Source organism: Streptomyces sp. SD15 (assembly GCF_054462255.1).
Window position 1 is genome coordinate 87,893 of the sequence record NZ_JBTLMO010000034.1, and the last position, 13,146, is coordinate 101,038.

Genomic DNA, 13,146 nt, shown 5'->3' on the forward strand with positions numbered 1-13,146 from the left:
CCTGACGCCTCAGTCGCGTGGTTTGCGTTCAGTTGTACTCGCCACTCGGCCTCACTCAGCGCGAAAGCTTAACGGCCGCGGGCATTCACCGCGATGCGGTCGTACCAACAGCACCATGCTGATCGCCTTCCGCGATGCTGATCGCCGTCCGCGATAGTGAAGCCTGACAGCGAAAGATGTATCGAGCAGCCAGGACGGTCGTGGACACGAGCAAGAGCAGTACGGACGGGACGGACAGCGGCCAGGCGCCGCACGACGGGACCGGCGGGACAGCGGGACCGGTGCCGCCCGACCGGCGCGGCTGGCGCCGCTGGACGATGGACACCCGCCCGCTGCGGCGCCCCGCATACCGTCGGCTCTGGTCCTCGACCATCGTCACGGCCGTGGGAAGCCAGCTCACCGCCGTCGCCGTACCCAAGCAGATCTACGACATCACCGGGTCCTCCGCCTGGGTCGGCTACGCGAGCCTCGCCGGACTGCTGCCGCTCGTGGTCTTCGCCCTGTGGGGCGGCGCGGTCGCCGACAGCATGGACCGGCGTAAGCTGCTCCTGATCACCAACACCGGCATAGCCGTCACCTCGCTGCTCTTCTGGATACAGGCCGTCACGGGACTGGACTCCGTGCTCGTTCTGATGGCCCTGCTCGCCCTCCAACAGGCCTTCTTCGGCCTGAACGCCCCAGCCCGCAACGCCTCCATCGCCCGACTGGTCCCCGAGGACGAACTGCCTGCGGCGAACGCGCTCAGCTCGACCGTCATGCAGACGGGCCTGGTGGCCGGACCATTGCTCGCCGGCGCCCTGATTCCCGTCATCGGTCTGGGCGAGCTCTACATGATCGACGCGCTGGCGCTGTGCGTCACCGTGTGGGCGGTGGCGCGGCTGCCCGCGCTGCCCCCACTGTCGGGATCGGCGGCGAAGCGGGCGGGATGGCGCGAGGTCGTCGCCGGTTTCCGCTACATCGCGCTGCACAAGGTGCTGTTGCTGTCCTTCCTCGCCGACATCATCGCCATGGTCCTCGGCATGCCCCGAGCACTGTTTCCGCAACTCGCCGCCCAGACGTACGCGCCCTACGGCGAAGGCCTCGCGCTCGGCCTGCTGTTCGCGGCGATTCCCATCGGCGCGGTGCTCGGCGGGCTGATGTCGGGCACGTTCTCCCGCGCGCGTCGGCACGGGTTCATGGTGATCGCCGCGGTGATGGCTTGGGGAGCGGCCATCACCGGGTTCGGCCTGAGCGGCAGCCTGTGGCTGGCCGTGGCGTTCCTCGCCGCAGCCGGAGTCGCCGACATGGTCTCCATGGTCTTCCGCGGCGCGATCCTGCTGTCGGCCGTCACGGACGAGATGCGCGGCCGTATGCAGGGCGTGTTCACCGTGGTGGTCGCGGGCGGCCCGCGGCTGGCCGACGTCCTGCACGGAACGGCCGGTTCCGCCTTGGGTGCCCGTACGGCCGTCGCGGGCGGCGGACTGCTGGTGATCGCCGCGACGCTGGGCCTGGCCGTCGCGACCCCCACCCTGCGGCGCTACACGGCCTGACCTTGGCGGCCGGCTCGCGCCGTGGAGGCGCGTCAGCTCGCCAAGGCCTGGGCCATGAGCGTCTGCAGGTGTACCCCGCGGCGGGCGTTGAGTTGTCCGGAGACCCCCGTGCGTACGGCCGTGGCGAAGTCCCGGCGCAGCACCGGCCAGCTTTCCTCGTGGTCGAGTTCGGAGGCGTCGTACACGAGTGTGGGCTGCGGACCGAAGAGTTCGATCCGCGTGCTGCCGCCCTCGACGCCGACCGATCCGGACAGCGAGGCCTGGCTGACGGCACCGCCGGCGTGCTCACAGGTCAGCTCGATCCAGCGGCGGGGGTCTCCGGTGCCGCGGACCCGGACGATCGGCCCGACGGCCGCGTCCAGGAGATCCAGGAGATGGGGACCCAGGTCCAGCAGGGCGCCGTGCTCGAGGCGCCAGGAGGTGGCGAACTCTCCGCCCAGGAAGGCGCCGTGCAGCAGGCAGGAACGCGCCCCGGCGATCTCGAGACCCTGCGCCGCGCTCAGGAACTGCCGAGTGGCCGGGTGGTAGCGGTTGGTCAGGACTAGCTGGGACACGACTCCGGCTTCGTCGATGGCGTCGGCGAGCCGCCGCGCCGACGCCAGGTCCACGCCGAGAGGTTTCTCCAGGAGCAGGGCCTTGCCCGCCTTCGCGGCGCGGGGCGCGAGCTCCGCCTGTACCGCGGGCGGAACGGCGAACGCGACCGCCTCGCAGCGATCGAGCAGTTCCTCGAAACGTGTGACCGTGGAGGCTCCGTAGGGCGTGGCCGTCTCGCGGGCCGCTTCGGCGCGACGCGCCCAGACGGCGGTCAACTGCGTCTCGGGCCCCGCGGCGAGCACGCGCGCGTGCACGGCCCGCGCCCACGGCCCGGCGCCGACCAGCCCGACCTTGACCGGTGCATGGGGCCACGGAAGCGAGGTGCCGGTCACTGAAGTCTCCTTTGCCTGGTGCCCGGCGTGCTGGGACATGCCGTGACCGACAGGGTCGGCGGAGGACGGCGGATCGCCGGGCGGGTGGGAAGACTTCATCACGAGGGTTACGGCCTCGGCCAGGGGGGGGCGGTGCGGGACGCGATTATGCGGAGGTGTCGCACGGGATCCGGCAGGACCGGCCGTACCGATGTGCGCCGCGGCTACTGACCGGAGCCGGGGCTGACCTGTGGCATCGGGCCGTAAGCCATAGCCATGCGCACTCTTGACCATCCCTTTCCCGGAATACCTCTGACTCAGAGCTATTCTCGGCAACGTGAAGTCGGAGAGCTTTCCCGAGGCGCTGGCCGACGCTTTGGCCGGAGTGCAGCGACTGATCCGGCGGCGGCTGCGCAGCGGCATGACCGCCCCGAGCCTGCGCGGCGCCGAGGTGGACCTGCTGCGCCTGGTCGTGGCCCGCCCGGGCATCGGTGTGTCGGAGGCCGCCAAGGATCTCTACTTGGCGGGCAATTCCGTCTCGACGCTGGTCAACCAGCTGGCGCGGGACGGCTACCTGATCCGTGAGACGGACCCGTCGGACCGGCGGGCCGCGCGGCTGCTGCCGACGCCGGCGGCGGACGCACGGCTGCGCGACTGGCAGCAGCGGCGCGCGGCACTCGTACGCAGCCAGGTCGCCCGTCTCGACGAGGCCGACCGCGCTGCCTTGGAGGCGGCCCTTCCGGCCCTGCGCAAGCTGGCGGCGAATCTGCACGAGGAGGCCGAGGAGACATGACGCGGTACACGACCGGTGAGGGCGACGGCCTCCGGCAGGGCGGGAGCGCGACGGCCCAAGGGCCGGGCGCCGCCGCGACGGGTACGGGGACGGACGCCGTCATCTGCGCCGGGCTCGCCTACGCCTTCGGCGACACGACAGCGGTCGACGGGCTCGAACTGTCCGTCCACGACGGCGAGGTGTTCGGACTGCTCGGACCCAACGGCGCCGGCAAGACCACGGCGATCCGCTGCATCACCACGCTGCTGCCGGTCCCGACCGGCATGGTCCGCGTCTTCGGGCACGACGCCGCGCGTGAACGCATGGCGGTACGCCGCCTGTTGGGTTACGTACCGCAGCAGTTGTCCGCCGACTCCGGACTCACCGGCCGGGAGAACGTCGCCCTGTTCGCCCGCGTCTTCGACGTCTCGCGTCGGGAGCGGGCGGCGCGCGTCGACCAGGCGCTCGCGGCGGTCGACCTGTCGGACGCGGCCGACCGGCTGGCCAAGACGTACTCCGGAGGCATGGTCCGCCGCCTCGAACTGGCCCAGGCACTGGTGAGTGCGCCCCGGCTGCTGATCCTCGACGAGCCGACCATCGGCCTCGACCCGATCGCCCGGACGAGCGTGTGGGAACACATCGACGCCGTACGCGCCGCCACCGGCATGACCGTCCTCGTGACCACCCACTACATGGACGAGGCCGACCAGTACTGCGACCGGGTCGCGCTGATGCACCGCGGCCGCATCCGCGCCCTCGGCACCCCCGACGAGCTGCGGACGAGCCTCGGCGAGCGGCGCGACGCCGGGAAGAACAGCGAACTGCCCACGCTGGAGGACGTCTTCCGCGACATCGCCGGCAGTGGCCTCGACGACCGGTCAGGAGACTTCAGCAATGTCCGAAGCACCCGTCGCACCGCGTCCCGTGTCGGCTGACCACCTGCGCCCGGCGGGCCTCGAACTGCTCGTGGTCCCGCCCCGGGCCCGCACCGGCTGGCGGGTGCTGCCCGCCCGGGTCGGCGCGATGTGCGCGGTCGAACTGCAGAAACTCCGCCACGACCGCACCGAGTTGTACACCCGAGCGGTCCAGCCGGCCCTCTGGCTGCTGATCTTCGGCGAGACCTTCACCCGGATCAAAGCGATACCCACCGGCGGCATCCCCTACATCGACTACCTGGCGCCCGGCATCATCGCCCAGTCCGCGATGTTCATCGCCATCTTCTACGGCATCCAGATCATCTGGGAGCGGGACGCCGGGATCCTCACCAAGCTCCTCGTCACTCCGACTCCGCGCTCGGCGCTGATCACCGGCAAGGCCTTCGCCGCCGGGGTGAAGGCGCTGATCCAGGCGGTCGTGGTCGTCGTCATCGCCGCGCTGCTCGGCGTGGCGATGACCTGGAACCCGCTGCGCCTGCTCGGCGTCGCGGTGGCCGTCGTCCTCGGCTCGGCCTTCTTCTCCTGCCTCTCGATGACCATCGCGGGCATCGTGCTCAGCCGGGACCGTCTGATGGGCATCGGACAGGCCATCACGATGCCGCTGTTCTTCGGGTCCAACGCCCTCTATCCGGTGGCGGTCATGCCCGGCTGGCTCCAGGCCATCAGCACGATCAACCCCCTGAGCTACCAGGTGGACGCGCTGCGCGGCCTCCTCCTCGGCACGCCCGCCCACCTTGCCCTCGACTACGCGGTCCTCGTGGTGGCCGCGGCCCTCGGCATCATGTCCGCCTCGGCACTGCTCGGCCGCCTGGCCCGCTGACCCTCAGGGGGACGCTGTTCCACCCATGGATCGGCACGGCAGGCAAGCCGTCGTCCCCCTGACCGGGTGCGGGGCGGGGTGGGTTTTCTCGCCCCCGCCGCCCCTACCCGTCCCATTCCTGGGGGCTCCGCCCCCGGACCCCCGCCAGGGGCGCTGCGCCCCCTGGACCCCCGCCAGGTACCGGCGGGCTCGTGTCGGGTTTTGTCACGCCCCCGCGGACGGGGCGATCTCCACGCGCACTCCGCGGGCCTCGAAGGCGCGGATCTGCGCGTCGGGCGCCGATGCGTCCGTGACCAGGGTCCACTCCTCCCTGAGCGTCGCCCACGCGTGGAACGGCGTGCGCCCCAACTTGGCGCCGTGGGCCAGCACGTAGACCCGGTCGGCGCGGCGTGACATCAGCTCCTTGAGGCGGGTCTGGCGCAGGTCCGCCTCGCAGATGCCGCGGTCGACGGTGACGCCGTCGGCGCCGAGGAAGACCCGGTCGAAGGACATGCGCTCGAGCGCGGCCTCCGTGAGCGGGCCGACGAAGCCCTGGCTGAGCGGGCGGAGCGTGCCACCGAGGCACTCGACGTGCACGCCCTCCGCGTCCGCCAGGGCGTGCAAGGCGGTCAGGCCCGTCGTCGCGATCGTCAACTCCTTTGCGCCGCGCAGCTCGTGGGCCAGCGCACCCACCGTCGAGCCGGCGTCGAGGAGCAGCGTCTCGCCCGGCTCGACCTGCCGCGCCGCCCACTGCGCGATGGCCCGCTTCTGCTCGTACGCCTCGCCCGTGCGCTGCCGCAGCGATGCCTCGGGGTGCGCGGACAGCGCCATCGCGCCGCCGTACGTGCGCGCGAGGCGGCCCTCCGCGGTGAGACGGGCGAGGTCGCGGCGGATGGTCGAGGGGGTGACGTCGAAGAGCTGCGAGAGTTCCTCGACGCTGGCGAGGCCGGTGGTGGTGGCGAGGTGGACGATGCGGTCGCGTCGTGCCTGGGAGGTGGTCGGCGGCATCTACGGAGTCCTCTACGGTGCGGTAGTAACGGCGGTGCAGGGGACGGTGGTTCAGGCCACCGGGGCGACCGGCGCCGTAGCCATCTCGGCCGCCTGGCGCAGCGCCTCGACCATGCTACCGGCCTCAGCGACGCCCGTTCCGGCGATGTCGAACGCGGTGCCGTGGTCGACGGAGGTGCGGATGACGGGCAGGCCCACGGTGAGGTTGACGCCCGCCTCGATGCCCAGGACCTTGACCGGGCCGTGGCCCTGGTCGTGGTACATCGCCACGATCAGGTCGTAGTCGCCGCGTGAGGCGAGGAAGAAGGCGGTGTCGGCGGGGAGCGGACCCCGGGCGTCGACGCCTTCGGCGTGCAGCTTCTCCAGGGCCGGGACGATCTTCTCGGCTTCCTCGCCGTAGCCGAACAGGCCGTTCTCGCCCGCGTGCGGGTTGATGCCGCAGACACCGATGACGGGGTTCGGGGTGCCGGCGCGGACCATCGCCTCGTGGCCGCGGCGCACTGTGCGCTCGACGAGGCCCGGCTCGATGCGGTTGACGGCGTCGATCAGGCCGATGTGCGTGGTGACGTGGATGACCTTCACCTTCTCGGTGGAGAGCATCATCGAGACCTCCTCGGTCCCGGTCAGGTGGGCGAGGAGTTCGGTGTGGCCGGGGTAGATGTGGCCCGCGGCGTGCAGTGCCTCCTTGTTGAGAGGTGCGGTGCAGATGGCGTGCACCTCGCCTGCCACGGCGAGTTCGGCGGCACGCTTGATGTACGCGTACGCGGCGTCGCCCGCGACCGGCGACAGCTTGCCCCAGGGCAGGTCGGCGGGGAGCAGGCCGAGGTCGACCACGTTGACGCGGCCGGGTGTGAACTCGGCGTCGCGCGGGTGGTCGACGACGGCGATCTCGCAGTCCAGGCCGAGGATGCGGGCGGCCTCGCGCAGCCGCTGCGCGTCGCCGATGGCGACGGGGCGGCAGCGGGTCAGGACGGCGTCATCGAGCAGGGCCGCGACGACGACCTCGGGGCCGATGCCGGCACCGTCGCCCATGGTGACGGCGATGAGGGGGAGGGGGGTGCGCATGAGAACAACTCCTAGGCGGGAGGTGGACGGTGACGGGTTCAGGTGGCTGCCGTGGCGGCAGCCAGGCGGGGCCGTAGCGCGACAGCGATGCGCAGCAGCGAGTCCTCGGCGCCGTGGCTGCCGGGGCGGGTGACGACGTGGCGGCCGTCGGGGGTGCGGGAGTGGACGGCGCCGTGGTGGATCTCACCGAGCGGTTCCAACTCCCTCATGCCCAGGGCGTCCAGGGTGGTGCGGGCGGTCTCGCCGCCGGTCAGGACGAGGTCGGGGCGGCCCGGGTACGCGGCGGCGAGCGCCCCCAGGGCGGTGCTCAGGGCCCGCCCCGCGCCGGGGCGCGGGCCTGCCGAACCGTCGATGGACAACACGGTCAGGGCAGAAGCGGCGGCGGTACGCGGCAGGCGGATCGTGCCCGCCGCCAAGTCAACCGGATCCAGCGGCACATGGTGCGCGCCGAGCGCGGTGAGGTGCGCGATCTGCGCAACCGCGCCGGGCTCGGCGGTCCCCACGACGAAGAGCAACGGGGTGCAGTCCTGGGCGGGCGCGGGCGGGGGCGGGGGTGTGGCGGCAGCGGGACGCAGCAGCGCGCGCCCGAGCGCGCCCGCCAGACCACCGCTGCCCAGGAGCCGGAATCCGGGGCCGAGCCGCAGCGCCGCCGCGACCACCGCGTCCAGGTCGGCGTCGGCCTCGGCGTCCGGAGCAGGGTGCGCACCGGACGCGGCGATCCGCAGGAACTCCGCCTCCAGTGCGGCGGGTTCGGACCGTACGACGTCGAGGGGGACCGTACGGACCGGCAGAGCGGACAGTGCCTCGGGCAGCGAGCGGGGCGCGGACGCGCGTTCCGCTCGCCAGCCGTCCGTGCGGTGCAGCGGAACGCCGTTCACGTGCACTACGCCGCCGGTCACGGTGCGCCGGGCAGCGGGCAGCGCGGGGGCGATGACGACGGCCTTGGCCCCCTCGGCGTAGGCGGCGGCCTCCGCGGCGAGGGGGCCGCGCAGCTGTGAGTCGACCTTCTTGTACAGCAGGCGAGGTGGGCCGGCCTGCGCCGCACGCAGCGCCGTCCGCACGGCGTATGCCGCTTCGGCGGGCGGCAGATGACGAGTGTCCAGGTCCACGACGAGGTCGTGCGCGGCAGCGATCTCGGCCACGTCAGCGGCGTTGAGCGAGAGACGGACCAGGCCGCCGAGCGCGCAGGCGGTCTCGGCCGCGCCGGACAGGTCGTCCGCGAGCGCGACGACGTACGGCAGTACGGGCGGCGCGACGGTGGGAAGTGGGGGCAGGGGCAGGGAAGCCACGGGATCGAACCTCCTTGGGCGTGCCCGGCGGTGGGCGGCCCGGGTCGGATCATGACACAAGTTGCGTGAAGTGCGCGAGACCTCTTGCGTGATCTACGCAGTCGTGCGAGCGTTCCCGTGGCGCCGACGGCCGTCACCCGCGGACCGCGTCGCCCTCGTGGACGCGACGCGTACCTGCTTACACAGCACATCGCACCGCACTTGGCCGCAGCGCAGCGCATCGCCGGGAACCACCGCAGCGACCGGTCGAGGCCGCGTAGCCGCACGGCACCACCCGCGATGCGCACATCACGCATGAGATGCGTACGAGCACGAGACCGCACCACCCGTACCACCCGCACCACCCGCCTCGGAAGGAACCCGCCGTGACCGCCGGCCTTGAACTCCCGCACGTCCCCGTCCCGTTGTCCCGTCTCGTCCTCGGCACGATGACCTTCGGTGACACCGCCGACCGCGCGACGGCCGCCGCGATGGTGGACGCCGCGCTCGATGCGGGCATCACCGGCGTGGACACCGCCAACGGCTACGCGGGCGGCGAGAGCGAGCGCATCCTCGCCGAGCTGCTCCCCGGCCGCCGCGACCAGGTGGTTCTCGCCACCAAAGCCGGCATCCCGCACCCCGACCAGGGCGAGCACGCGCCGCTCTCCGCCGAGGGCCTGCGCGCCGCGCTCGACGGGAGCCTCAAGCGCCTGGGCACCGACCACGTCGACCTCTTCTACCTGCACCAGCCGGACCGCAGGACACCGCTCACCGAAACCCTCGCGACCGTCGCCGAGTTCGTACAGGCAGGCAAGGTCCTCGCCCTCGGCGTCTCCAACTTCGCCGCCTGGCAGATCGCCGAGCTGAACCGCGCGGCCGACGAGGTCGACGCCCCCCACCCCGTCGTCGCCCAGCAGCTCCACAATCTCCTCGCTCGCCGCATCGAGGAGGAATACGTGGGGTACGCGGCGTACGCCGCCACCACCACCGGCCTGCGCACGATGGTCTACAACCCGCTCGGCGGCGGCCTGCTCACCGGCCGCCACAGCTTCGAACAGGCCCCGGACAACGGGCGCTTCGGCGACTCCAAGCTGGCCGCGATGTACCGCGAGCGGTACTGGAACGAGGATCTGTTCCGCGCCGTCACCGACCTCACCCGCATCGCCTCCGACGCGGGCCTGCCGCTGACCGACCTGGCCCTGCGCTGGCTGCTGTCGCGGCCCTCCACCGACGCGCTGCTGCTCGGCGGCTCCAAGGTCGAGCACCTGAAGGCCAACATCGCCGCCGCGGCCGCGGGCCCGCTGCCCGCGGACGTCCTGGCCGCCTGCGACGAGGTCGGCGCCCGCCTGCGCGGCCCGATGCCCGCCTACAACCGCTGATCTCGCCGCCCACCTCGCAACGGAGACACACATGGCCACCGGCCGCACTTCTGCCCAGTTCACCGCCGCACTGCGCCATCGCGAGCAGCTCATCGGCTACTGGTCGTTGCTCGACTCGCCGATCGCCGCCGAGCGCCTCGCCCGCGTCGGCTACGACTACCTGGCCTTCGACGCCCAGCACGGCCTCTTCGGCTACCAGGGCATGCTGAACAACCTCCTCGCCACCGACACCAAGGGCAGCACCGCCGTCGGCATGGTGCGCGTAGAGGCCAACGACCTCACCTACATCGGCAAGGCGCTCGACGCGGGCGCGAGCGCCGTGATCGTCCCGCTGATCGACAACGCCCAGGACGCCGCCGACGCCGTCGCCGCCGTCCGCTACCCGCCGCTGGGCCGCCGCTCCTACGGCCCGATGCGCGCCCAGCTGCGCATCGGCCCGAACCCGGCCGACACGCACGAACAGACCGCCGTCCTCGCGATGATCGAGACGGCTGACGGCCTGGCCAACGTCGAGGAGATCTGCGCGACCCCCGGCCTGGACGGCGTCTACGTCGGCCCGTCCGACCTGCGCCTTGCCATCGGCGGCGCAACCTCCACCGACCCTTCCGTACAGGACGATTTCGAGCAGGCCCTCACCCGCGTCCGCAAGGCGGCCGAGGCGGCGGGCATCGCGGCCGGCATCCACAACGCCGACGGCGCGAGCGCCGCCCGTCGCCTCGCCGAGGGCTTCACGTTCGCGTCGGTCGCGGCCGACGTCGTGCACCTGCAGCAGATCGCGACGTCCCACCTGGAGGCGGCACGCGGCGGGGCGCGCTGATGCCGACCACGCTCATCACGACGCCCACCTTTGCCCGGCATTCGGTACGCCCCTGGCAGATCCTGGAGGAGGCCGGAGCGGGTCCCCTGCGCCCCTGCGAGGACGTGGCGCTGCCCACCGCCGAACTCCTCGAATACGCGGCCGAAGCGGACGCGTTGATCGTCGGCATGGACCCGATCACCGCCGAGGTGATGGACGCCGCACCCCGCCTCAAGGTGATCGCCAAGCACGGCGTCGGCGTCGACACCATCGACGTGGCCGCCGCCCACGCGCGCGCAATACCGGTGGTGTGCGCGCCGGGCAGCAACTCGCGCGCGGTGGCGGAGTACACCTTCGGCCTGCTGCTGTCCGCGACCCGCTCCCTCACCACCTCGCACACCGCGGTGGCGGCGGGCGGCTGGCCGAAGCTGTTCGGCCCCGAACTGCACGGCAAGACGCTGGGCATCGTCGGCTTCGGCCGCATCGGCCGCCTGCTGGCCGGTTACGCCCGCGCCTTCGGGATGGAGCTGCTCGCCCACGACCCGTACGTCTCCGAGGCTGACGTCCGCGCGCACGGCGCCGAACCGGCCGCGCTCGACGCCCTGTTGGCCCGCGCCGATGCCGTCAGCCTGCACACCCCGCCCGATCCGTCCGGCACCCCGCTGCTCGACCGCGCCCGCCTGGCGGCGATGAAGCCGGGCGCGATCCTGGTCAACGCCGCGCGCGGCGGCCTCGTCGACGAATGCGCGCTCGCCGACCTGCTCGGTTCCGGGCACCTCGGGGCCGCGGCCCTCGACGCGTTCAGCACCGAGCCGCTGCCCGCCGACCACCCGTTGCGCGAGGCCCCCCGCACGCTCCTCACCTCCCACATGGCCGCCTGCACGCCCGAGGCCAACCAGGCCATGGGCGCGATGGTGGCCGAGGACGTCGTCCGCGTACTGGCGGGCAAGGAGCCGCACCACCAGGCGCGTTGAGACATCACGGCACAAGGCACCACGGCACGACTCTGTTCCCATTCCGGATACCGGCGACGACGCCGGAAGATCCCCTAAGGACCTGACATGGCCACCACGACCGACGGCGCCACGGCGGCGCCGCCACCCGCGCAGACCGACCCGTACGCGCTGCGCGCCGAAGACGCCCGCCCGGCCCCCGAGACCTTCCGCGGCCGACTGAGCCAGCTCGGCCCCGGGCTCGTGCTGTCCGCTGCCGTCGTCGGCTCCGGGGAACTGATCACCACCACCTCGCTCGGCGCGAAGGCCGGGTTCGCGCTGCTGTGGCTGGTGATCATCTCGACCGCGGTCAAGGTGTGGGTGCAGATGGAGCTGGCCCGCTGGACCATCCTCAACGGCCGCCCCGCGCTCGACGGCTTCCGTGACGTCGGCCCCCGGATCGGCCGGCTGAGCTGGATCAACTGGCTCTGGATCGGCATGGACTTCGCCAAGATGTTTCAGCGCGGTGGCATCATCGGCGGCACCGCGGCGGCATGCTCCATCCTCCTGCCGATCCACGGCGCGTCGCTGAGCACGTCCTCGCTGACGATCTGGGCCCTCATCGTCACCGGTGCCGCCATCCTCATCCTCCAGACGGGCAAGTACCACGTCGTCGAGCGGGTCGAGGTCGTCGGCATCACGCTCAAGACGGTCATCACCTTCGGCCTGGCCCTCGCCCTGCCGTTCACCGCCTTCGGGTACGGCACCGAGCAGCTCGCCGACGGACTGAGCTTCCAGATCCCCGCGGGCACGGTCGGCATCGCACTCGCCATGTTCGGCATCACCGGCGTCGGCGCCGACGAGATGACGACGTACACGTACTGGTGCCTGGAGAAGGGCTACGCCCGCTGGACCGGCCCCGACGACGGCACCGAGCAGCGCGCCCGGCGGGCCGAGGGCTGGCTCAAGGTCATGCGGCTCGATGTCGGCGTCTCCTGGATCGTGTGCACGGTCTGCACCCTGTCCTTCTACGTGATCGGTGCCTCGGTGCTCCACCCGCAGGGCCTGGTGCCCGAGGGCAACGACATGATCACCACGCTGTCGCACAGCTACACCGACACCATCGGCCCATGGGCCGAGTACCTGTTCCTGGCCGGCGCGATCGCCGTCCTCTTCTCGGTCACCGTCGCCTCGTCGGCCAGCGTCCCCCGCTTGTGGACCAACACCCTCGGTCTGCTCGGAGTGATCAACTGGCACGACATGCGCTCGCGCACGCGCACCATCCGCATCCTCACCTGCTGCCTGCCCCCGGTGTGGATGTGCATCTTCCTGTGGGTCCAGTCCCCGGTCCTGATGGTGCAGATCGGCGGCATCGGTGGTGGCATCTTCCTGCTTGCGGTCGTGGTCGCGGTCTGGCGCCTGCGCTACACCGGCGTCCCGCCCCGCTTCCGCGCCAACCCCTGGCTGACCGCCGCCCTCGTCCTGAGCAGCGCGGCGATCCTCTTCCTCGGGGTGTATGCGGTGCTCAACACGCTGGGGCTCACGCCCGGCAGCTGAATCCGGCGGCGAGATGTGCTGGTGCCCCGACACCGCAGACCGCCCGACCCTACCGGTCCCATCCTTCTGGGGCTCCGCCCCAGACCCCGCCAGGGGCGCTGCGCCCCCTGGACCCCCGCCAGGCATCCCAGCCCGTCCGGCGTTTGAGGACGAGGCCGTTCAGGCCGAAGCGGGGGTCTGGGGGCGGCAGCCCCCAGGGGA

Annotated in this window: 12 protein-coding genes; 8 read left to right on the forward strand and 4 right to left on the reverse strand. The window is 72.2% G+C overall.

The annotated features are described in order from the left end of the window. Positions 1–176: 176 nt before the first annotated feature. Positions 177–1,529, forward strand: a complete 1,353-nt coding sequence (locus ACX28W_RS29255; RefSeq protein ID WP_459002685.1) for an MFS transporter — start codon at positions 177–179, stop codon at positions 1,527–1,529. A 32-nt stretch (positions 1,530–1,561) separates the two neighbouring features. Here ACX28W_RS29255 and ACX28W_RS29260 read toward each other — a convergent pair whose 3' ends face one another. Continuing rightward, complete coding sequence (locus tag ACX28W_RS29260; RefSeq protein ID WP_459002687.1) at positions 1,562–2,455, reverse strand: Gfo/Idh/MocA family protein; 894 nt, start codon at positions 2,453–2,455, stop codon at positions 1,562–1,564. Positions 2,456–2,771: 316 nt separating this feature from the next. Between ACX28W_RS29260 and ACX28W_RS29265 the strand changes: the two genes are divergently transcribed. From ACX28W_RS29265 to ACX28W_RS29275, 3 genes are read left to right on the forward strand one after another with little or no spacing between them, the layout of a single operon-like run. After that, positions 2,772–3,227: a MarR family winged helix-turn-helix transcriptional regulator gene (locus tag ACX28W_RS29265; protein WP_459002689.1), complete on the forward strand. Its 456-nt coding sequence runs from the start codon at positions 2,772–2,774 to the stop codon at positions 3,225–3,227. After that, positions 3,224–4,141, forward strand: coding sequence for an ATP-binding cassette domain-containing protein (locus tag ACX28W_RS29270; protein WP_459002691.1), 918 nt, complete (start codon positions 3,224–3,226; stop codon positions 4,139–4,141). Before ACX28W_RS29265 ends, ACX28W_RS29270 begins: the two co-directional genes overlap by 4 nt. Further along, positions 4,101–4,961 carry an ABC transporter permease gene (locus ACX28W_RS29275; RefSeq protein ID WP_459002693.1) on the forward strand — a complete coding sequence of 287 codons (861 nt, stop codon included), beginning with the start codon at positions 4,101–4,103 and terminating at the stop codon, positions 4,959–4,961. Before ACX28W_RS29270 ends, ACX28W_RS29275 begins: the two co-directional genes overlap by 41 nt. A 204-nt stretch (positions 4,962–5,165) precedes the next feature. Here ACX28W_RS29275 and ACX28W_RS29280 read toward each other — a convergent pair whose 3' ends face one another. From ACX28W_RS29280 to ACX28W_RS29290, 3 genes are read right to left on the reverse strand one after another with little or no spacing between them, the layout of a single operon-like run. Further along, positions 5,166–5,948, reverse strand: a complete 783-nt coding sequence (locus ACX28W_RS29280; protein ID WP_459002695.1) for a DeoR/GlpR family DNA-binding transcription regulator — start codon at positions 5,946–5,948, stop codon at positions 5,166–5,168. A gap of 51 nt (positions 5,949–5,999) precedes the next feature. Then, positions 6,000–7,013, reverse strand: a complete 1,014-nt coding sequence (gene pdxA, locus ACX28W_RS29285; protein ID WP_459002697.1) for a 4-hydroxythreonine-4-phosphate dehydrogenase PdxA — start codon at positions 7,011–7,013, stop codon at positions 6,000–6,002. Positions 7,014–7,051: 38 nt separating this feature from the next. Then, a complete protein-coding gene (locus ACX28W_RS29290) occupies positions 7,052–8,302 on the reverse strand; it encodes a four-carbon acid sugar kinase family protein (protein ID WP_459002698.1) in 1,251 nt (416 codons plus the stop codon). Between the two features lie 365 nt (positions 8,303–8,667). Here ACX28W_RS29290 and ACX28W_RS29295 point away from each other — a divergent pair, with 365 nt between their 5' ends. The 4 genes from ACX28W_RS29295 to ACX28W_RS29310 all read left to right on the forward strand — a co-directional run bounded on the left by ACX28W_RS29295 (position 8,668) and on the right by ACX28W_RS29310 (position 12,945). Next, a complete protein-coding gene (locus ACX28W_RS29295; protein WP_459002700.1) occupies positions 8,668–9,660 on the forward strand; it encodes an aldo/keto reductase in 993 nt (330 codons plus the stop codon). Between the two features lie 31 nt (positions 9,661–9,691). Further along, positions 9,692–10,477, forward strand: a complete 786-nt coding sequence (locus ACX28W_RS29300; RefSeq protein WP_459002702.1) for an HpcH/HpaI aldolase family protein — start codon at positions 9,692–9,694, stop codon at positions 10,475–10,477. Then, on the forward strand, positions 10,477–11,430 hold the full coding sequence (locus ACX28W_RS29305; protein ID WP_459002704.1) for a phosphoglycerate dehydrogenase: 954 nt from the start codon (positions 10,477–10,479) through the stop codon (positions 11,428–11,430). The genes ACX28W_RS29300 and ACX28W_RS29305 overlap by 1 nt, the downstream gene beginning before the upstream one ends. Before the next feature lie 87 nt (positions 11,431–11,517). After that, positions 11,518–12,945, forward strand: coding sequence for an Nramp family divalent metal transporter (locus ACX28W_RS29310; protein WP_459002705.1), 1,428 nt, complete (start codon positions 11,518–11,520; stop codon positions 12,943–12,945). The last annotated feature ends 201 nt before the right edge of the window (positions 12,946–13,146 follow it).

What these genes read in the sequence shown, in the direction of transcription:
- ACX28W_RS29255 (WP_459002685.1), top strand. Translation starts at nt 177, where the DNA reads ATGTATCGAGCAGCCAGGACGGTCGTGGACACGAGCAAGAGCAGTACG.
- ACX28W_RS29270 (WP_459002691.1), top strand. Translation starts at nt 3,224, where the DNA reads ATGACGCGGTACACGACCGGTGAGGGCGACGGCCTCCGGCAGGGCGGG.
- ACX28W_RS29275 (WP_459002693.1), top strand. Translation starts at nt 4,101, where the DNA reads ATGTCCGAAGCACCCGTCGCACCGCGTCCCGTGTCGGCTGACCACCTG.
- ACX28W_RS29280 (WP_459002695.1), bottom strand. Translation starts at nt 5,948, where the DNA reads ATGCCGCCGACCACCTCCCAGGCACGACGCGACCGCATCGTCCACCTC.
- pdxA (WP_459002697.1), bottom strand. Translation starts at nt 7,013, where the DNA reads ATGCGCACCCCCCTCCCCCTCATCGCCGTCACCATGGGCGACGGTGCC.
- ACX28W_RS29300 (WP_459002702.1), top strand. Translation starts at nt 9,692, where the DNA reads ATGGCCACCGGCCGCACTTCTGCCCAGTTCACCGCCGCACTGCGCCAT.
- ACX28W_RS29305 (WP_459002704.1), top strand. Translation starts at nt 10,477, where the DNA reads ATGCCGACCACGCTCATCACGACGCCCACCTTTGCCCGGCATTCGGTA.
- ACX28W_RS29310 (WP_459002705.1), top strand. Translation starts at nt 11,518, where the DNA reads ATGGCCACCACGACCGACGGCGCCACGGCGGCGCCGCCACCCGCGCAG.